The organism is Pedobacter sp. GQ55 (genome assembly GCF_059758925.1).
Genome location: NZ_JCAXEI010000003.1, coordinates 288,926 through 310,537, shown reverse-complemented (window position 1 = coordinate 310,537; position 21,612 = coordinate 288,926). Strand labels below are relative to the sequence as shown.

At 38.9% G+C, this 21,612-nt stretch carries 14 protein-coding genes; 7 read left to right on the top strand and 7 right to left on the bottom strand.

All coding sequences use genetic code 11. The features are described 5' to 3' along the window. Positions 1-164 precede the first annotated feature (164 nt). The 3 genes from AC6CH7_RS10165 to AC6CH7_RS10155 all read right to left on the bottom strand — a co-directional run bounded on the left by AC6CH7_RS10165 (position 165) and on the right by AC6CH7_RS10155 (position 2,627). Positions 165-1,112 (bottom strand): bifunctional metallophosphatase/5'-nucleotidase, encoded by a 948-nt coding sequence (locus tag AC6CH7_RS10165; protein WP_498262588.1) that lies wholly within the window; start codon positions 1,110-1,112, stop codon positions 165-167. Further along, positions 1,090-1,854 (bottom strand): 5'-nucleotidase C-terminal domain-containing protein, encoded by a 765-nt coding sequence (locus tag AC6CH7_RS10160; protein WP_498262587.1) that lies wholly within the window; start codon positions 1,852-1,854, stop codon positions 1,090-1,092. Before AC6CH7_RS10160 ends, AC6CH7_RS10165 begins: the two co-directional genes overlap by 23 nt. Positions 1,855-2,114: 260 nt before the next feature. Beyond that, complete coding sequence (locus AC6CH7_RS10155) at positions 2,115-2,627, bottom strand: glutathione peroxidase (protein ID WP_498262586.1); 513 nt, start codon at positions 2,625-2,627, stop codon at positions 2,115-2,117. 244 nt (positions 2,628-2,871) lie between these two features. On the opposite strand from AC6CH7_RS10155, the gene topA reads away from it, so the two are divergent. The 4 genes from topA (at position 2,872) to pbpC (ending at position 14,195) form a co-directional block, all read left to right on the top strand. Further along, positions 2,872-5,463 (top strand): type I DNA topoisomerase, encoded by a 2,592-nt coding sequence (gene topA / locus AC6CH7_RS10150; RefSeq protein ID WP_498262585.1) that lies wholly within the window; start codon positions 2,872-2,874, stop codon positions 5,461-5,463. A 184-nt stretch (positions 5,464-5,647) separates the two neighbouring features. Continuing rightward, positions 5,648-6,052, top strand: a complete 405-nt coding sequence (locus tag AC6CH7_RS10145; protein WP_294876315.1) for a hypothetical protein — start codon at positions 5,648-5,650, stop codon at positions 6,050-6,052. Between the two features lie 100 nt (positions 6,053-6,152). Then, the gene (locus AC6CH7_RS10140; protein WP_498262584.1) at positions 6,153-11,732 is read left to right on the top strand and encodes an alpha-2-macroglobulin family protein; all 5,580 of its coding nucleotides are present in this window, start codon (positions 6,153-6,155) and stop codon (positions 11,730-11,732) included. Continuing rightward, positions 11,733-14,195 (top strand): penicillin-binding protein 1C, encoded by a 2,463-nt coding sequence (gene pbpC, locus AC6CH7_RS10135; RefSeq protein ID WP_498262583.1) that lies wholly within the window; start codon positions 11,733-11,735, stop codon positions 14,193-14,195. Here pbpC and AC6CH7_RS10130 read toward each other — a convergent pair. From AC6CH7_RS10130 to AC6CH7_RS10115, 4 genes are all read right to left on the bottom strand, one after another. Continuing rightward, positions 14,192-14,884 (bottom strand): lysoplasmalogenase, encoded by a 693-nt coding sequence (locus AC6CH7_RS10130; RefSeq protein ID WP_498262582.1) that lies wholly within the window; start codon positions 14,882-14,884, stop codon positions 14,192-14,194. The genes pbpC and AC6CH7_RS10130 overlap by 4 nt on opposite strands. After that, on the bottom strand, positions 14,859-16,085 hold the full coding sequence (locus tag AC6CH7_RS10125; RefSeq protein WP_498262581.1) for a sterol desaturase family protein: 1,227 nt from the start codon (positions 16,083-16,085) through the stop codon (positions 14,859-14,861). Before AC6CH7_RS10125 ends, AC6CH7_RS10130 begins: the two co-directional genes overlap by 26 nt. Positions 16,086-16,213: 128 nt before the next feature. Further along, positions 16,214-16,519 (bottom strand): RNA recognition motif domain-containing protein, encoded by a 306-nt coding sequence (locus AC6CH7_RS10120; protein WP_048905338.1) that lies wholly within the window; start codon positions 16,517-16,519, stop codon positions 16,214-16,216. Between the two features lie 174 nt (positions 16,520-16,693). Further along, positions 16,694-17,545: a dienelactone hydrolase family protein gene (locus AC6CH7_RS10115; RefSeq protein ID WP_498262580.1), complete on the bottom strand. Its 852-nt coding sequence runs from the start codon at positions 17,543-17,545 to the stop codon at positions 16,694-16,696. Positions 17,546-18,304: 759 nt separating this feature from the next. Between AC6CH7_RS10115 and spt the strand changes: the two genes are divergently transcribed. Genes spt through AC6CH7_RS10100 form a run of 3 tightly spaced genes read left to right on the top strand, consistent with a single transcriptional unit; the run spans position 18,305 to position 21,611 of the window. Further along, positions 18,305-19,510 carry a serine palmitoyltransferase gene (gene spt, locus AC6CH7_RS10110; protein ID WP_498262579.1) on the top strand — a complete coding sequence of 402 codons (1,206 nt, stop codon included), beginning with the start codon at positions 18,305-18,307 and terminating at the stop codon, positions 19,508-19,510. Beyond that, positions 19,507-20,625 carry a hypothetical protein gene (locus AC6CH7_RS10105; protein WP_498262578.1) on the top strand — a complete coding sequence of 373 codons (1,119 nt, stop codon included), beginning with the start codon at positions 19,507-19,509 and terminating at the stop codon, positions 20,623-20,625. Before spt ends, AC6CH7_RS10105 begins: the two co-directional genes overlap by 4 nt. Further along, entirely contained in the window at positions 20,622-21,611 is a 990-nt protein-coding gene (locus AC6CH7_RS10100; RefSeq protein ID WP_498262577.1) for an NAD-dependent epimerase/dehydratase family protein, read from the top strand. The genes AC6CH7_RS10105 and AC6CH7_RS10100 overlap by 4 nt, the downstream gene beginning before the upstream one ends. Position 21,612: the final 1 nt, after the last annotated feature.

The following is a 21,612-nucleotide window of genomic DNA, read 5'->3' as shown; positions in this document are numbered from 1 at the left end:
GTTCAAGTTTGTGTGTGTGTTCTCGCCCTCAATTTTAACGCCATTTTTGCAGAAAAAATTAAAAATAGCGTAAATATCAGTAAAAAAATAGATACACATTAAACTATCAGAGGAATATGATTTCTCTTTAGGAAAAATACCGATTATAGATATACAGATAGATGCTATGCTTCCAATTTATTCGAGATCAAATAAGGCGAAGCCGTTTTCACCTTTTTACCTTTATATCTTTCAAAATAATAATCTACTCTGCCCAGGTTAATGCCTGCAAAACCCACCTGATTTATAGTAGTTATTGCTCCACTTAAATTCTGTACATCTTCTGGCTGATCCATAAAAGTATGCGTATGCCCACCAATTATGAGGTCGATACTCCTATTGTTTTTCGCTAAAATCTGATCAGAAACTTTATCAGTATTATACTTGTAACCCAAGTGAGACAAGCAAATTACCAGATCGCACTTAAAGTCATTCTTTAATACATCAGCTATTTCATTTGCCTTTGCAATTGGGTCTAAGTAAACTGTATCCCCATAGTTTTTACCTTCAACCAGACCACGCAACTCTATCCCAACCCCAAAAACACCAATCTTTAATCCGTCCTTCTTAAATATCTTATAAGGCAGGGTCGATTTATTTAGTACCGTATTAGAGAAGTCGTAATTGTTACATAAAATAGGAAAGTTGGCATGAGGCAATTGCTTATAGAACCCCTCCATACCATTATCAAAATCATGGTTCCCCATTGTTGCCGCATCATAACCCATTGCGGTCATGAGCTTAATTTCAAGCTCACCACCAAACTTATTGAAGTATGGTGTACCTTGAAAAATATCACCAGCATCAAATAACAATACGTTTTTTTCTTCTGCTCTTATCTTTTTGATCAGGGCCGATCGCCTTGCTGTACCACCCAATCCTTCATATTTAGATCCATCAATAGGAAAAGGTTCTACCCTGCTATGAACATCGTTAGTATGCAAAATGGTGAGCTTTGTTACCCCTCCGGCCGCCTCTGCTTCAAGCGCATTTAAATTTAACGCCAGGGCTGCTGCTGCAATACCACCGGTTCTAAGAAAATCTCGGCGGTTAGTTTTTAGTAATTCTTCCATCTAATTTTGGATTAATTGTTTTGCCAGCGGCCTCAGTTTCTTTAACGTAATTCATTAATGCATCGCGTATTTTAAGGCCTATAACCTTTTTATCTATTGCATTTTTAAAAGCAGGAACATTGTCGCCACCCCCACCAATATAATCAGATGTAAGTACGCGGTAGGTTTTGTTTACATCAAATGGTTCACCGTTTACAAGTACATCTACAGGCTTCTTATCAACTATTTTCATTTGTAAACGTGCAACGGGCTGTCCGTTAGTAGCAGCAATATAATCCAGTACCTGTTGAGTATCAGTGCCTTTTAACGTAAAAACAATAAGCTGGTTTTCAAAAGGCATCAGCTCAAATACGTTTGAAACGGTAACGTTGCCTTTAGGAAAATCTACCCGTAAGCCTCCTTTTGTAGATGGCAGTGCGAAATCAATATTCTGATCATATTTAAGTGCCTGCTCCAAAACAGCATCAGCAAAGAAATTGCTAAGCAAACTTTCAGGTAAGGTATCGCTGCTTTTTTTAGACATCTGCGCTGCCGAATGACCAATTACTTGATTCATTTCAGCATCTAGCTGAACTTTATAGGGTAAATAGGTTTTTATAATAGAGCTGTCTACTGCAAGTTCCTTATTAACACTATATTCCGCACGATTGGCCTTTACCAGTTTGTATCCTGATGAGCAGGAAGCTACTAAAAGGGCAACTGATAGTGCTAAATAATTCCGGAATGATTTGATATGATCCATATTTATTTTGGTACAAAAGTACGGCAAACATTAGAATATGGTGTAAAAATATGGTGATAATAGTGTTAAATAATATAGAGAATAGGTATTAAATAATGAGCAATTGGTTTTAAAGCAAAAGAACCTGTATCAAAATTTGATACAGGTTCTTTTATGTGCTTCTTTTCATGCACCTCCTGTCATCTCTCTCTTCGTTCGAAATGACAGGTAGAGATAGATGACGGGTCCTGCCCTACAACGGATCCCTGCTATGCAAAACCCTACAAATTCTTTGTAATCGATTCGTCTAAAGGTTTAACTTTCGAACGGAAGCGGTGTACCAGCTGACCTTTTTCGTTGATCAGGAATTTTTCAAAATTCCATTGAATATCACCTGTAAAATCAGGGTTTTCCTGACTGGTTAAATATTTAAATAAAGGACTGATATCATCTCCTTTAACACTGCTTTTTTCTGACAACAAGAATGTAACATTATATTTTCCGGTACAAAATTCTTTGATTTCACTATTTGTAGCCAATTCCTGACCACCAAAATTGCCAGCCGGGAAACCTATTAAAACTACATTTTTACCATATTGTTTTTGTAGTTTTTCAAGATCTTCATACTGAGGTGTAAACCCACATTTAGAAGCTGTATTTACAATAAGGATCTTTTTACCCTTAAATTTTGAAAGCTTAATTTCCTTACCATCAATGGTTTTAAAAGAAAAATCATAAACGCTTTTAGTTGGAGGCGTAAATAAAAGGCTTAACAGGATGAGTATTGTATTCATGGTTTTAAGTTTTTTTATATGTACGAAGTTAAGCACAAAAAAAATAGATAATTATATTATTTAAGTAAAATGTTCAAACAGTTTTTATCTCGGTCAAATTAATTTTAATGCCCTAAAAGCAGCGTTCCGACCATTGCTCATTATCAGCTAAAACAGGTCATTTTTAAATAAATTTGTTAGAAAAATTAGATCGGATTTTGAAATTAGGCTTATTTATAGCTTTATTTGCAGAAAAACGTTCTGAATGGCGAAGAATTTACTAATAGTTGAGTCACCTGCGAAAGCGAAAACCATTGAAGGGTATTTGGGCAAAGATTTCCTTGTTAAATCTAGTTACGGTCACATTCGTGACTTAATTAAGGGGGATATGGGGATTGATATCTCCAATAATTTTGCTCAGACCTATGAAGTTCCTTCTGATAAAAAGCAAGTTGTTGCCGAATTAAGAAAACTAGCCAAGGAAGCCGAAATGGTATGGTTAGCATCCGATGAGGACCGCGAGGGAGAAGCAATTTCTTGGCACCTATTCGAAACTTTAGGACTTAAAGAAGCCAAAACAAAACGTATTGTTTTTCACGAAATTACTAAGCCTGCTATATTAAAGGCTATTGAAACACCACGTACAATTGATTATAACCTCGTTCATGCGCAACAAGCTCGTCGTGTGCTCGACAGATTGGTGGGTTTTGAACTTTCTCCTGTTTTATGGAAAAAAATCAAACCATCACTTTCTGCCGGTCGTGTCCAATCGGTAGCGGTTCGTTTAATTGTAGACAGAGAACGAGAAGTAAATAAATTCAATGCTTCAGCAGCATTCAAAATAACAGCACAGTTTTCTACCGGAAAAGGCAAGGAAATTGTAAAAGCAGAGCTCCCTCAGCGTTTTGAGAAAGAGGCTGATGCTGAACAGTTTTTAACAGACTGTATCAGCGCCGGTTTCTCTGTTGATAGCTTGGAAACAAAGCCTGCAAAACGTAATCCTGCAGCGCCGTTTACCACTTCAACCCTACAGCAAGAGGCTTCCCGCAAACTGGGTTACTCAGTTTCAAGAACAATGCAAATTGCCCAAAGGCTGTATGAGAGTGGGCGAATCACCTATATGCGTACCGATTCAGTGAATTTATCTGAAACCGCATTACAGGCTGCTGCAAGCGAAATAAAATCTGCTTATGGTGATAAATATCACCACTTAAGAGTATATAAAACTAAATCTGCAGGCGCACAAGAGGCTCACGAGGCCATCCGCCCTACTTATTTTAATCATCATACTGTACCGGGCGACAGCTCTGAACAACGTTTATATGAGTTGATCTGGAAACGCGCCATCGCTTCGCAAATGAGTGAGGCTTTGTTTGAAAAAACAACAGCTCAAATCGACATCAGTACTCGTAAAGAGAATTTGATTGCTGAGGGTGAGGTTTTGAAATTTGATGGTTTCTTAAAGGTTTACCTTGAATCTAGTGATGATGAGGATGTTGAGGATTCAGAAGGTAACAGCATGTTGCCACCATTGGTAAGGGGTCAGGAACTGACTTTAAAAGAGATGAATGCAACTGAGCGTTTTTCCAGACCACCGGCAAGATATACTGAGGCTAGTTTGGTTAAAAAACTGGAAGAGCTTGGTATCGGCAGACCATCTACTTATGCACCAACAATTTCGACCATCCAAAACCGCGGTTATGTGGTTAAGGAAGATCGTGATGGTCGTCAGCGTTCATTCAGTTCTATTGTTTTAAGCAATGGTTCTGTTAAAAAGCAAATTAAAACGGAAATAACAGGCGCCGAAAAAGGCAAGTTATTCCCTACGGATATAGGCGAAGTTGTGAATGACTTCCTGGTTGAACATTTTAAAGGAATCGTAGATTTTAACTTTACTGCCAATGTAGAAAAGGAATTTGATGAGATTGCACAAGGTTTACAGGAATGGACAAAAATGCTTCACTCCTTTTATACTCCTTTCCATATTGAGGTTGAAACTACTTTAGAAACAGCCGACAGAGCGAATGGTGAACGTTTATTGGGCATTGATCCGGTAAGTGGTAAAAATGTATATGCTAAGGTTGGTAAATTTGGCCCGTTGGTTCAAATTGGTCAGAATGACGATGAGGAAAAACCTCGTTATGCGAGTTTATCTAAATCGCAAACTGTTGCAACAGTTACTTTAGAAAGTGCTTTGGAGCAGTTTAAATTACCTTTCCAGCTCGAAGATTATGAAGGTAAAGAGGTTTCTGTTGGTGTAGGTCGTTTCGGTCCATATGTTAAATGGGGCGATGTTTACATCTCTATTCCTAAAAACGAAGATCCTTTATCCATCGACAGGGATCGCGCGATAGAGATTATTGGCGAAAAAATTACTGCCGATGCTCCTGTTGCTCATTACCAGAGTTTACCTGTTACCAAAGGAAAAGGCAGATTTGGTCCGTTTATTAAATGGAACGATTTGTTTATCAATGTGCCTAAGGCTTATAATTTTGATAATCTAAAACAATCGGACATTGAAGAACTGATTGGTAAAAAATTAGAAAAAGAAGCTAATAGATTTATTCAGCAATGGGCCGAAGAAAAAATTGCAATAGAAAATGGCAGGTGGGGCCCTTTTATCCGTTTCGGTAAAGAAATGCTTAAACTACGTAAAAACCCTGCTACTAATGATAAATATACTCAGGAGGAATTAGAAGTAGTTTCTTTAGATGAGGTTAAAAAATTGATAGTTGAGCAAGTGCCTAATGCTTTCGAACCTAAAACCAAGAAAGCTGCAGCAAAGAAAACAGGCACAACAGCAAAGAAAACAGCAACTAAAGCAACTGCAAAAAAGAAAGCAGTGGCGAAAAAGTAATAGTTAAGAAGTAGTTGAAGCGACTTGATTAACCCGGTCGTTATCCTGAATTTATTTCAGAACCCCGGAAGAGAAAGAACGCCCTGCTAGTGCAAGATCCTGAAATAAATTCAGGATGACGGAGTGTATAGCAAGACGACAAAGTGCATAACAGGATGACGGATCGCATAAATAGAGTTTATATATGAAAAAAGACCTTCCTGAAAATATAGTTGAAGATGTTGCAATGGCCGTAGTGCTAATAAACGAAAGTCCGGAAGTAAAAAACTGGACTGTTTACCTGATCAATCTTAAAGATATCCCTCTTGACAATGTACTAATCAGCTCTAAAGGCTACGGAGAAAAAGATGGAAAACTGGTAAAAACATCCGTACTAAGACACTTCCTGGGCGATATTAAAGCTAAATCTTTTGCAGGCGTGGAAGCTATTGATACCGAAGTATTTGGCTTAACAAACGAATACTGGTTAAGCTATTACATCAACGGGGTCATCTACGATAAAAAATTTATTTTCCTTCCTGAAAGTATTGTAGATGAAAACCTAATCCGTGTTCCCCTGGTTAATATGCCGGGTGTGATGATTAAATAACCGTATTAGTCTGATGTTTTCTTCTGTTAATAACAATTATTTTCGTTTCCGATGATTTTTGTTGATTTTCGTACACATCTTATTATGAAATATCTGTGTTATGGAATCATCTCGCTCTTCCTTTTTCCAAAGGAATAAAAAAACCCTAATTATTGGCATTACTGCTTTTCTGCTAGCTGGAATTGCATCTTTTTTTCTCTTTAAAAAAGAAAAACCTAAAGACTATAATCAACAATACTCAAAATACATTGAGGCTTACACCTCTGGAACCATCTCTAAAAAGAGTTTTATCAGGGTACATTTAGCAAGTGAAGTAAAAACAATGAGTGATGTTGGCGTGGCCGACACCCGTGATTTGTTCAGCTTCTCTCCTTCTGTAAAAGGAAAAGCTTACTGGATCGATGCGCAAACAGTCGAATTCAGACCTGATGAGCCTTTAAAATCAGGCGAAACCTATGAGGCCAATTTTGATTTAAGCAAGGTTACTGAAACAGAAAAGGACCTTGAAGAATTTGAGTTCGGATTTAGAGTGATCAAACCCGGCATGAATTTAACTCAGGATGGTTTGGTGTCGCAAAACAATACTTCTCTTGATTATATGAAGCTTAAGGGAGAGATTACGACCTCTGATCAGGAAGACCCAAAGGCAATTGAAAAAGCACTAACATTTGATTTCCCACAAACTTTAAAAGTTAAATGGCAGCATAATCCAGGGAAAAACACTTCTGCCTTTACCATAGATAGTATTAAAAAAGCTAGTCAGGACACAAAACTAACTTTAAAATGGTCTGGAGAGACTATTAATGCCGACAGCAAAGGCGAACAAACCGTTGCTGTTCCTGCCAAAGGCGTATTTAAAGTACTGGACATGAAGGCAGTACAAGACCTCGAAGATTATGCCTTAGTACAGCTTTCTGAGCCTGTTGGCGTAGCTCAGGATCTGGCCGGTTTAATCTCTTTAAGCGGTTTATCTGATTTAAGGTTTACCATCGATGGCAGTCAGGTAAAAGTTTACTCGGCCCTGGCTTTAGAGGGCAATTATTCTTTTACGGTAAATTCTGGCATCGAAAATATCAACGGAAAGAAACTTGGAGCAGGAAAAACTGCCAATATCGTTTTTGAAAACAAACTGCCTTCGGTTGTTATTGCTGGCAGTGGTACCATACTTCCAAATTCAGGTAAACTGGTATTGCCTTTCGAAGCAACCAATTTAAAGGCGGTTGATGTTACGGTTATCAAAATCTATGAAAATAATATCCCTCAGTTCTTCCAAACCAACAGCTATAAAGATGGAGGTGAAATTCGTCGCGTTGGTAAACCTGTTGTACAAAAAACAATTCGTTTAGATGAAGATAAAGCGCTTAATCTGCATAAAAAGAACCGTTTTACTCTGGATCTGGATAAGCTGATTAAAACTGAACCTGGTGCCATGTACCGCATAACCATCGGTTTCAGAAATGAATACAATGTATTTAAATGTGCTGAAGTAACCAACGATGAAGAAACTTCCGATGAAGACGGCTATCGTGGTTATGGCGAAAAGATTGATGAGGACGATGAGTTCTGGGAGCGTTACAACAGTTACTATCCCAATAATTACAGATGGGAAGATCGTGATAACCCTTGTACCGCATCCTATTATACCAATGATAAATGGGCCAGCAGAAACGTAATGGCTTCGAACATTGGTATTATTGCCAAACGTGGTAACGACAACAGTATGCTTGTTGTTACCACAGATCTGCTTACGGCTAAACCAATGAGCGGTGTTACTTTGGAGCTGTTAGATTACCAGCGTCAGATCATCCACACGGTTAAAACCGATGGCGATGGTATGGCTACTTTTGATTTGAAAAGAAAACCCTTCTTGCTGATCGCTAAAAATGGCGATGAACGTGGCTACCTGAAAATGGATGATGGTAGTTCACTTCCCTTAAGTCGCTTTGATGTTGGTGGTGATGTGGTACAGAACGGATTGAAAGGTTACATTTATGGAGAACGCGGTGTTTGGAGACCTGGCGATTCTATATTCGTATCCTTTATTCTTGAAGATAAATTAAAGAAACTTCCAGGTGGATATCCGGTTACTTTTGAACTATATAACCCTCACGGACAATTAATTAAAAGGATCATCAATGGTAAACCATTAAATGGATTCTATGCTTTTAAAACGGCTACAGAAAATACTGCCCCTACCGGAAACTGGTTGGCTAAGGTAAAAGCAGGTGGTGCAGTTTTCAGCAAAACCATTAAGGTTGAAACCGTTATGCCCAACAGGCTAAAGATAAATTTCAACATCGGTAATGCTACTTATTTAGGTGTTGGCGGTGCATCATCAGCTACGCTTTCGGCAAACTGGCTATTTGGTTCTGTAGGTAAAAACCTTAAGGCCAAGGTTGATGTGAATCTGAATACCATGAAAACTACCTTTAAAGGTTTTGATGAGTATACTTTTGATAACCCTACTGTAGTGTTCCAGTCGCAGGTAAAAACCATATTTGAAGGCACACTAAATGAGAATGGAGCTGCCGTTGTAAACACCAGTTTAAATGAGAACAATACTGCTCCGGGCATGCTTAAGGCAAACTTTACCACTAAAGTATTTGAAGCAGGTGGTAATTTCAGTATTGATAACTTTAGCATCCCTTATCATGTTTACAACAACTATTATGGTATTAAAACCCCTGATGGTGAGAAACTAAGTGGAATGCTTGTAACTGGCAAAGATCATAAAGTGAATATTGTGAATGTAGACAGGAACGGCAAACTGGTAAAGGGTGGCAAAACTGTTGAGGTTGAGCTGTACAAAGTACAATGGCGCTGGTGGTGGGATCAGGACGATCAGAACTCCTATGCTAACTTTACTCAAAACTCTTATAATAAACTCGTTAAAAAAGAAAGCATCACTTTATCAAACGGCAAAGGAAGCTGGAGTTTGAGAATAGATGAGCCGGAATGGGGTCGCTACCTGATTCTGGTGCGTGATGTGAATGGTGGGCACGTAACCGGTAAATCTGTATATGTCGACTGGCCAGGCTGGGCACAGCGTGAACAGGCCAACAACCCTACTGAGGCTTCCATGCTCTCATTTACGGCTAATAAAACCAAGTTCAATGTTGGCGAAGATGTGGTGTTAACCATTCCGTCGGGTAAAGGCGGTAGAGCTTTAATCTCGATAGAAAACGGTAGCAGGGTATTAAAAACCTTCTGGACAGAAACTCAAGCAGGCCAAACACAATTTACCTTTAAGGCCGAAAAGAACATGGCACCGAACGTATTTGCCGTAGTTACATTGCTTCAGCCACATGCGCAAACGGTAAATGACTTACCAATAAGGATGTACGGAGCTATTCCGCTGCTTATTGAAGATCCTGAAACGATCTTGAAACCGGTAATTAAAATGGCCGATAAGATTAAGCCCGAAACAGAAAACAGCATTACCGTTGCCGAGCAAAATGGTAAGGCCATGACTTACACAATAGCCATTGTAGATGAAGGTTTGCTTGACCTAACCAGATTTAAAACTCCTGATCCGCACAGCGCATTTTATGCACGCGAAGGTTTGGGTGTTAAAACGTGGGATCTGTTCGATTATGTACTTGGTGCATGGGGTGGTAATCTAGAACGTATTTTAAGTATTGGTGGTGATGGTAGTGTAAACAGGAATCTGAATCCGGCAAAAGCCAACAGGTTTGTACCTGTGGTTAAATACCTTGGTCCTTTTGCATTGGGTAAAGGCGAAAGCAAAACCCATAAGTTTACGCTTCCGCAATATATTGGCGCGGTAAGGGCAATGGTGGTTGCCGGACAAGATGGAGCTTATGGATTTGCAGAGAAATCTGTGCACGTTAAAAAACCTTTAATGCTACTGGCTACTTTACCACGTGTTATTGGTCCAGGCGAAAGCTTTACTTTACCTGCAACCGTATTTGCCACAGAAAATAACCTTAAAAACGTAACCGTACAACTACAGGCACAGAATTTACAGGTAGTTGGCAATAAAACACAACAACTTGGATTTAAACAACCAGGCGAACAGATGGCATATTTCGAAATCAAGGCTCCTGAAGTTACGGGTATTGCCAAGGTTAAGATCATTGCACAAAGCGGTGCCGAGAAAGCTGTTTATGATGTAGAGATAGACATCCGTAATCCTAATCCGTTTGTTACCAATGTAGTATCAGCGGTTGTTGAACCGGGTGCCAACTGGTCGTTAAACTATGCGCCTATTGGTATGGCTGGTACAAATTCGGGGGCTATTGAACTTTCATCTATACCTCCTATCAATCTTAAAAAGCGCTTAAGTTACCTGATGCAATATCCGCATGGATGTGTAGAGCAAACTACTTCCGGTGTATTCCCTCAGTTGTTCCTTAATCAATTAACTGCTTTAAATGAGCAGCAAAAGGCTAATACAGAACGAAACATAAAAGCGGGTATTAACAGGCTAAAAGGCTTCCAGACTACTGATGGTGGCTTGAGTTACTGGCCGGGCGAAGGCTCTTCAGACGAATGGGGAACCAATTATGCGGGTCATTTCCTTGTGGAATCGCAAAATGCTGGATATACCCTCCCGGTAGGAATGATTGATGAACTTGTTCGCTATTTAAAAACTAAAGCTAATAACTGGGCACCAAATAGCAGTAATTTCTATGGTGGTGACCTTTCTCAATCGTACAGATTATATGTGCTTGCGTTAGCCAAGAGGCCAGAAATAGCAGCAATGAATAGATTAAGGGCATTTGAGTACCTTTCTGTATCTGCAAAATGGCGTTTAGCTGCCACATATAAACTTGCCGGACAAGCAGATGCAGCCAATAAACTGATAAAAGATTTACCTACTGAAATAAAACCTTACAATCAGCTAGGCGGTACTTATGGTTCTGATTTAAGAGATGAGGCCATGATACTGGAAACACTAACCCTATTGGGCCGTAAAGGTACAGCAGCGCAGTTATTGCAGTCGGTAGCTGCCAGATTAGGTAAAGATGATTGGTACAGCACACAAACTACTGCCTACAGTTTATTAGGTATCGCTAAGTTTTGTGGTGTAAATTCATCATTAAATAACCTTAAATACAGCTATACTATTGATGGTAAAAAAGGCAATGCAAATTCAAACCAGTACATTGTTAGTACGCCACTAGCGTTTAAAGGCAATGTGGCTGTTACCAATACCAGCGACAGGGTGTTGTTTGCCCGTTTAATTTTACAAGGACAACCTTCGGCCGGACAAAATAATTTCCAACCGAACAACCCTGATCTATTGGACATGAGTATCAGCTATAAACTACTTAATGGCAAAGTGCTGGATCCTACTACTTTGAGACAAGGCACAGACTTTTATGCCGAAGTTGTTGTTAAAAATCCGGGTAAGAGTGGATATTATGAGCAAATGGCACTTACACAGATCTTCCCATCGGGATGGGAAATCATTAATACCCGCGTAAATGACAATGAAAGCATCATTGCTTCATCGCCGTATACTTACAGGGATATTAGAGATGATCGTGTGTTTACATATTTTAATCTCCGTGAGAATGAAACGGTTATTTATAAAGTGCTTTTAAATGCATCTTATATTGGAAGGTATTATTTATCGGCTGTACAATGCGAGGCGATGTACAACAACAACATAAGTGCAACAGAAGCAGGAAAATGGGTGCAGGTTATTAAATAAGTGAGTAGATATAAAGTAAACGGGCTTCCGTCACCTCCTTTGGTTAACCAAAGGAGAGATCTCTTGAATAGCAACAACAAGAGATCCTTCGCTGCGCTCTGGATGACGGATCTTGTTTTCCTCATTTTATTACTCATATTTCTGTTTTCTTTGCCTTCAAAGCTTTTTGTGAGTCCTACATCCTACGTTGTAGAAGCTTCAAACGGTGATTTACTAAGCGCTTCTATTGCAAAAGATGGACAATGGCGCTTCCCTGTAGTCGACACCATTCCTAAAAAATTTGCACAATGTCTGGTCGCTTTTGAAGATAAACGCTTTTACCACCACCCCGGTGTAGATCCTATTGCTATGGCCAGAGCTATGCGCCAAAACTTTAAAGCCAAAAGCGTAGTAAGTGGCGGAAGCACAATAAGCATGCAGGTCATCAGGCTATCCAGACGCGAAAGCAGAACAGTTTGGCAAAAGCTAATAGAGGTTATCCTGGCTATCAGACTAGAGGCAAGCTATTCAAAAAAAGAAATTTTAAAGCTCTATGCCGGCAACGCCCCCTTTGGAAGTAATGTGGTGGGTTTAGATGCTGCGGCCTGGAGATACTTCGGCCGCAGTGCCGAAAGCTTATCCTGGGGCGAGATGGCGACCTTAGCTGTACTACCAAACAGCCCATCGCTGGTACACCCTGGCAAAAACTCTCCACGCCTGATCAAAAAACGAAACGATTTACTGGATAAGCTAGCGGTGCTAAAGGTTATAGACCAATCAACCGCCAATCTATCTAAGTTAGAACCTATTCCGGGTAAGCCCCAACAACTGCCTCAAAACGCACCGCATTTACTAAACAGATTTAAGGCAGAGCGGGTAGCCTTAAAAACAGGATCAACAAGGATCACTTCTACGCTCGATTATGATTTGCAACTACGGTTAAGCAGTTTATTGAAGCGCTACAACAACCGATACCGGGCAAATGATATTAACAACATTGCAGCTTTGGTTTTAGATGTAAAAAAAGGTACTGTACTTAGTTATATTGGTAACATCTACCAACCGGAAAATACCGAACTGGAAAGTCATGTGGATATGATTAAGGCACCAAGGAGTCCGGGGAGTACATTAAAACCCATCCTATACGCAAGTATGTTAAATGATGGCTTTATACTTCCTAAAACATTAATAGCCGATATACCCACTCAAATAGGCGGCTACTCGCCCCAAAATTATGACATGGGCTACGATGGTGCCATACAAGCCGATAGAGCGCTGAGCCGCTCTCTAAACATTCCTGCGGTTAAAATGCTGCAGAACTACAAATACCAGAGATTTTATGATAAGCTTAAACAATTGGGTTTTACTACGCTAAACCAACCAGCCGATCATTATGGGCTTTCACTTATTCTTGGTGGCAGCGAGGTTACGATGTGGGATCTGGCCAGAACTTATATGGGGATGGCCAGAACGCTTAACCATTTTAATGATTACAAGGGCAGGTACAATCCGCATGATTACGATGCGCCTTTGTATGTGAACGAACAGCGGGATAAACGTTTTGATGAGTTTGAGACCGAAGTAAACTCAGCTATTGATCATGGTTCTATCTGGAATGCATTTAACGCTATGGAGGAGCTGATGAGGCCTGGCGAGGAAGGTTTATGGGAACAGTTTTCCTCTTCTCAGCGATTGGCATGGAAAACAGGTACAAGTTTTGGATTTAGGGATGCCTGGGCAGTTGGACTTAACCCGGACTATGTAGTGTGTGTTTGGGTTGGCAATGCCGATGGCGAAGGCAGACCGGGCTTAACCGGTATTGATGCTGCTGCTCCTGTTATGTTTGATATTTTTAAGCAATTGCCTGTTGTTAAGTGGTTCAAAACCCCTACAAGTAAGCTTAAGAAAATTGTGGTTTGCAAAGAAAGCGGCTACAAAGCTGGCGAATATTGCACCGATAAAGTGATACAATTGGTTTCTCCGGCAGGAGAAAAAACAGGTCTTTGCCCCTACCATAAAATGGTCCATTTGGATCGTACAGGGACTCACAGGGTTACGGATGAATGTGAGGCTCCATCTGCCATGGTGCATAAATCATGGTTTATTTTACCGCCATCTATGGAGTATTATTATAAGATCAAAAATAGTGATTATAGGGAACTGCCTCCATTTAAACCTGGTTGTGGCGATGCCGGGAATAATTTTGTAATGGAAATGATCTATCCAAGAAACCACGCTACGGTTTATATTCCTGTGGAACTTGATGGCACCAGAGGTAAAATTGTGCTAAACGCCACCCACAGAAATGCTAACGCTAAGATTTACTGGCATATTGATAATGAGTATGTTGCCACAACCAAGAATTATCATCAGTTAGCAGTTAGTCCGACACCTGGCAAACACATTTTAACACTTGTTGATGAGAATGGCGAAAGGCTGATACAGCATTTCACTGTGTTGGAAAAAGAAAAGGAAAAAAATTAATCTTCTCTTTTTATAAGCTGACGCTCTATACCTCCTAGGGTAATCAAATATTGGGCGATCATGTAAGTTGCCATAATCAACAATCCCGCAAGGTCAAAGCCCTTAACGAACTTATTATAAGCAAGTGTTGAATCAGAGATCAGGAAAAATATTGCACCAAAAAGAATCAGGTTAAAACTGATTTTATTTACCCTCATGTTTCTGAACGCTGCCATCATCATCATTAAGCTGATGACAAAAGTATAAACCATTACAGGAAGTTTCATTGCACCAAGCCCGTGTCTGATGTAGACATAAAAACTGATGCTGAACACAGCACACAGCGCAATGGCTATTCTCGCTCCTTTTTTATCTAATTGGGGTGCAGACGAGAAGTCGAGGTAAAATGCTCGGATATAAAAGATATGGCATAGTAAAAAAGCAATTAGTCCGTAGGTAAAAAAAGTTTCGTTTTTCCATACCAGCATAAGCAATACATCGCCGATAAAGCCAAAAACCAAGCCTGTAAACAAACGTTTATGAAAACGACCTTTTAGTTTAGTGCTTACTGCAAACATGATAAGTAAGGAGATTACGATGAGCGGTTTTGTAATGTATTTTAAAGCCGAAAGCTCGTAATATTCTGCTACAAGTTGCAAAACAAAAATCAGGGCAAATATGAGGTTAAACTTCAGGTATTTCTTGAGCATGGCCATTCGGTTTGTTTAGATTAAAGAACCAGACTAATGAAACGATCTGTAAGCCCGCAAATATTACCTGGTACCCAATAGGGAATTTAAGCAGCAAAACTATTAAAATACCTGATATGAGTCGGCCATATTCAAAATAAATGAGCCATTTCTTTTCTTCGAGCAATGCCCCGCAGGTTAATAATGTAAATATAGAAAAGATTGAACCGCATATTAAGGGTGCTGCAGGCAAGGTTGCATTTAAAAACAGAATGGCTGATCCTGTAGTTAAACCTATTAAAAATTGCAAAAGCACATATCCGGTGAATTTCTGGTGAAACTCAGGATTGTATTTTGCATAACTGGCAGGATCAATATCCTTTGCTGGTTTAAAACCTCCCAAATGTGCAGGGAACCATCCGGGCGGTTTAACAAATACATTTACCTTATCGCTCCATTTAGGGCTCTGTTTTGCGGTGCTCCAAAGTTCACTCCAGTAATGTACGTTTGCCCAAATGGGATTCCAACTGGCCAATGGACTGGTAATTCCATAGTATACCTCTTCTTCTTCTTTTTGAAAGGTGCCAAAAATTTTATCCCAGATAATTAAAGTACCCGCATGGTTCTTATCTATATATTTTGGGTTAGAGCCATGATGCACGCGGTGGTGCGATGGTGTATTTAAAATCCATTCTAATGGTCCCATACTTTTTATGGCTCTGGTATGAATCCAAAACTGGTATAAAGTATTAAAAGCGCTTAGTGTAAGGAACATGATCGGATCAAATCCGATAAAGGCAAGAGGTAAATAAAACACCCACGAAAACCATCCCTGAAACCAGGATTGCCTTAAAGCGACAGTAAGGTTATATTCTTCAGATTGATGGTGTACAATGTGAGCAGCCCAAAGTGCATTTACCTGATGGCTCATTCGATGGAACCAATAGTAGAAAAAATCGACCCCGATGAAAAGTATGACCCAGGTCCAGATCGTTTGCAGAAGATCAAATAACCGCCAATGCTCAAAAATATACATGTAGCCAAAGAACAGCGCTGTTTTCATAAAAACGCCTGTTACCTGCTGACCAATACCTTGGCTTAAATTGGAAATGGAATCGTTTAAACGGTAATAATTTAACTTCTTATAAAAAGAATAAGCAAGCTCTACTCCTATCAGAATAAAGAATATAGGAACCGATAAAGCAATATAGTCCACATTCATTCTACTAATCTAATGAATTAGCAGGTAATTTCTTAAAATAAAAAAGCAGCAATAAATGACGCATGTCACCACTGCTGCTCTAGTATATTAAAATAGAATCAGTAACTAATTTTAATAAAAAAAGCTAATTAATAGCTTTTTTCTGTACGGTTATTGCGTTTAAAGCCACCACCACCAGCACCACCAGTATTTGGTTTTTCTTGTGCTTCAGCAACTTTGATACGGTTACCATTGTAATCGCCGCCATTCATCCGTTTGATTGCTTCTTTTGCCTCTTCTTCTACTGGCATTTCCACAAAACCAAACCCACGACTCTGACCAGTTTCGCGATCTTTGATAATCCTTAGTGATTTTACTTGACCGAAATCACCAAATACGGCTGTTAATTCATCTTCCCCTACTTCTAAAGGAAGGCCTGTAATAAATATCTTCATTAATTTCTAAAAATTTGCACAAAGTTAAGCATTTTTCGCTTAAATTCCAATGCTAGTGTCAGTTATAAGTATAATTATATATTATTTTTCATAACACCCAAAAGAAAATTTTGTTTTATTAATTGTAAAAAAACATTACTTTTTTCTTAAATAATTATAACCAACAAATCGAATCTAGCTTAATTTAGCTTTAAACAAAGATATTGTTCTTTGCCAGGCCAGTTTAGCAGCCGCTTCATTGTATCTGGTTGGCGAAGTATCGTTATTAAAGGCATGATTTACGCCTTCATAAATATATATTTTATAATCTATATGATTTTCTTTTAACGCTGCTTCATAAGCCGGAATTCCCGCGTTTATACGCTCATCCAGTCCCCCATACTGAAGTATTAAGCTCGCTTTTATCTTGGGAACATCTTCTGCGGCGGCCTGTGCCCCATAGTACGCAACGGCTGCAAGCAACTTAGGGTCATTTACTGCAAGTTTATTTGCCATGCCTCCGCCCCAGCAAAAACCAACACATCCGGTTTTTCCATTTCCATCTTTCCTGCTCCTTAAATATTCGAGCCCTTTCAGGTAGTTCTGTAAGTTTTTTGAAGGATCCAGCTTTCCGATCAAGTCCCGACCTTTATCTTCATCTGATGGTGTTCCGCCAAATGGCGATAAGGCATCCACGCCTAAAGCAATAAAACCTTCGGCAGCAACTCTTTTGGTTACATCTATAATATGGGGATTTAGCCCTCTGTTTTCGTGAATAACAACTACACAACCCAGATTCGTTTTATTCTTTGGTTTTGCCAGCACTGCCTTTACATCACCATCTGCACCAGGATAGGTAATGTTTTCGGTAGTAATGCTGTCATCACTAAAACTGGAGGCTGATGCATAATTGTTTTCAAGCAAGGGCAATACTGTTAAGGCTATAGCTGTGCTTCCGGTAATGATAGCCAGCTTTTTCATGAATTCTTTCCTACTCAGTTTGCTGTGGGTGTATTCATCGTAGAGATTGATGATTTTCTGATCCATAGGTAAATAATTAAAATATGAACAATAAGTACTAATATAACGTTTCTATAGCATCGTTTTACGTTTTTATCAATTACGTTACATGATAAAACGTTATTCAATACGGGGGATTTGTCATGAAATTGTTTTTATTTTTTTCGTTGAAAACAAATTAACAATATCGCTCGTTATATGATCAGTTTGTTTGGTTTAGGTTGGTCTGTGGTGGACCAACCATCTATTAATAACAGGGATAATCGCCAGATTCATCCCTGTTTCCTTTTAATACACCCTCGTCTTCACCCGTTTCCTATATCACTTTAAAAAGATACTCAATTGACAAAAGGTCGTTCAGAGTCGTTGCAAACTCGTTCAATACTCGTCTGAAAGTCGTTAAAATAACACGCTGTAAAACTGCTCTCAGAGAAAAAAGAGTTTCATTTGACTAAAATACTATTGAAGTCAGAGTGTAGGATTATAAAAATCATTATCTTTGGCCTGCAAAAAGCAATTTTTTTCTTAATAATTCGGAGCTATTCGAATTAAAATTATAAGAAAATTGTAATTTTTGTTTTAAAAATTAATATATTCAAACTTGGTTGAGTTCAAGTTTTGTTTTCTGTATTTATGATCTTAGATTTGAGAAGTTTTTTAATTGGCATAGATGTTGATTTTTCAAACTAATTACAAATGGGGATTATATAGATTAGGAAGCATTTCTTGGAACATAAACCGACATCAACAATAACCAACCCTGTAATCTAAACATATAGTACTAGCATGCGCAAAAAATTACAAGATAGGATAGCAGCTTTTAAAGATGCTTCAGCAATTAAGGAAAAAGGCTTATATCCTTACTTCCGAGCAATAGAATCAGCACAGGATACGGAAGTGATGATAGATGGGAAGAGAGTTCTGATGTTTGGTTCTAATTCCTATCTAGGGCTTACAAATCACCCAAAAATTAAAGAAGCAGCAAAAGCTGCGGTTGATAAATATGGTACAGGCTGTGCCGGATCAAGATTTCTAAATGGTACACTTGACATACATATTGAACTGGAAAAAAGACTGGCTACATATGTAGGTAAAGAAGCTGCCGTTCTTTTTAGCACAGGATTTCAGGTTAATTTAGGTGTAATATCATGTTTGCTTGATAGAAATGACTACCTAATTCTTGATGAATACGACCATGCCTCTATTATTGATGGGAGCCGGTTATCGTTTTCACGTTCTATAAAATATGCACATAATGACATGGATGATTTGCGCAAGAAATTGAGCAGATTGCCTGAAGATGCTGCAAAACTAATTGTTGCCGACGGTATTTTTAGCATGGAAGGTGACCTGGTTAATTTACCGGAGATCGTAAAAATTGCTGATGAGTTTGGCGCAAACATTATGATGGACGATGCACACAGCTTAGGTGTAATTGGCTTTAATGGCTCCGGAACTGCTTCTCACTTTGGATTAACTGATAAGGTTGACCTAATTATGGGTACTTTCAGTAAGTCATTAGCTTCGCTAGGTGGCTTTATTGCAGGATCTGAAGAGACTATTGAATTTGTAAAACACAGAGCACGCTCATTGATGTTCAGTGCTAGTATGCCACCTTCGGCTGTTGCAAGTGTTATTGCTGCCCTTGATATAATTGAATCTGAGCCTGAGCGTATAGATCAGCTTTGGGCCAATACCAATTATGCTAAGAAATTACTTTTAGAAGCTGGCTTCGATATAGGTCATACTGATAGCCCGATTATTCCGGTTTACATCAGAGATAACGACAAAACTTTCTTGATCACTAATATTTTAAGCAAGAACGGAATATTTGTAAACCCTGTGGTTTCGCCTGCTGTACCATCAGATTCTTCTCTTTTAAGATTCTCGTTAATGGCCACACATACTTTTGCTCAGATAGAGGAAGCTGTTGAAAAAATTGCAGCGGCTGCCAAACAAGTTAAAGTTAATTTATCACAGGTAACTATATGAGAAATATAGTTGCAGTTAGCAATAAAAAACAATTAGGTCAGTTTATTGATTTCCCTCACGACCTTTACGAAGGGGATTCGAATTATGTTCCAGAGCTCTTTATAGCTCAAAGAGATTTACTTACAACACATCCTTTTCATAAACACTCTTCATTGCAGTGTTTTTTGCTTTTCGAAGGAGACAAAATCATAGGCAGAATTGCCGCTATACTGAACAATAACTATAATGTTTTTAACAGTGCCAATGATGGTTTCTTCGGTTTTTTTGACTGCATAAACGATCAAGAAGCTGCTAATTTGTTATTTGATACTGCAACTAAATGGTTAAAAGATAAAGGTGTAACGGGAGCAATTATCGGCCCCGTAAACTTCTCTACCAATGAATCTTGTGGTTTATTGATCGAAGGATTCGACTCTCCTCCGGTTGTTATGATGCCTTACAACGCAACCTACTACCCTGCTTTAATGGAAGGTTGGGACCTGAAAAAGAAGGTAGATCTTATTGCCTGGAAATTTAATGGCGATAATTATGACAATCGCTCTGTAAAACTTATGGACAGGTTGGAAGAACGCCTGAATAGGAACAACATCACCATCCGTAAGATCAATATGAAGAACTTTAAACAGGAAGCTGCCAACCTGCGTGAAGTTTACAATAAAGCATGGGATAAAAATGCCGGCTTTGTACCTCTAAATGATGAGGAATTTGATTATCAGGCTAAAGATCTTAAACTGGTACTTGATCCTGATTTTTGTTTTGTTGCCGAACAGAATGGTAAACTTGTTGGTTTTGGCGCTGCCATTCCAGACATGAACCAGATCCAGATTAAAATTAAAAAAGGAAGGCTCCTTCCTACAGGTATATTTAAATTATTATTTGGTAAGAAAAACGTTAAAGGAATCAGAATTTTACTTCTTGGCGTTGTTGATGGTTATCGTAAAATGGGTATCGAAGCTTGCATTTATGGAAGCATCATTAAATCTTACAAGGCTAAAAAGTTCGAATACGCTGAGGCGGGATGGACATTAGAGCATAACGATCTTGTTAATAATGCAATTATTGCCATCAAGGGCGATCCTTATAAGAAATACAGGATCTACGAGAAAGCCATATGACTAAAAGGGTATTAATTACCGGTGCTACAGGTTTTGTGGGTTATCATCTTATTGAGAAAGCGATCCAGGCTGGCTTAGAGGTTTATGCTGCTGTTCGTAAAAGTAGCAATAAGAGTCACCTTAGCGAATTTGACATTAAATATGTTGACCTGGATTATAGCTCGGTAGATGATTTAAGATCCCAGCTAGAAGAACATCAATTCAATTATATTATTCATGCTGCCGGTATTACTAAAGCTAAAACCAAAGCGGAATACAATAAGACAAATGCCGAATTTACCGAACATCTTGCTGTTGCGGCAATTACTGCCAGCATCAGACTAGAAAAGTTTGTTTTTGTGAGTAGTCTGGCAGCTTTGGGCCCGTTAGTTGACCTTAGTAAGGAAATAAAAGAGGACACCCCTGCCCATCCGGTAACTAATTATGGAGCAAGTAAATTGCTTGCCGAAAAATACTTATCTGAAATTCCGGGTTTGCCGTTGATCACCATTCGCCCTACAGCAGTATACGGCCCTCGTGAAAAGGATATTTTCATTCTATTTAAAAGTATAAGCAGAGGCCTGGAGCCTCATATAGGCAGTTTTAAACAGCAGTTAAGCTTCATTTATGTAAAAGATCTCGCTGATGTGATTGTAAATTCTCTTTTTGTTATGGTTAATGGAAAGCAATACAATGTTTCGGACGGCAATGTTTACGATCGTTATGCGCTTGCTGAACTGGTTAAAAAGACACTGAAGCAAAGAACTTTTAAGTTCCATTTACCTGTACCCGTTGTTGGTGCTATGGCTTCATTCATGGATTTCATTTATTTAAACAGTAAGAATACACCTACTTTAAATAAAGAAAAGATGGCAGAGCTTACTGCTATTAACTGGGCTTGTAATATTGATCATGCAAAACATGATCTTGGTTATGCACCTAAGTTTAATCTTGAAAAAGGATTAATTGATACCGTAAAATGGTATAAAGACAATAACTGGTTATAGG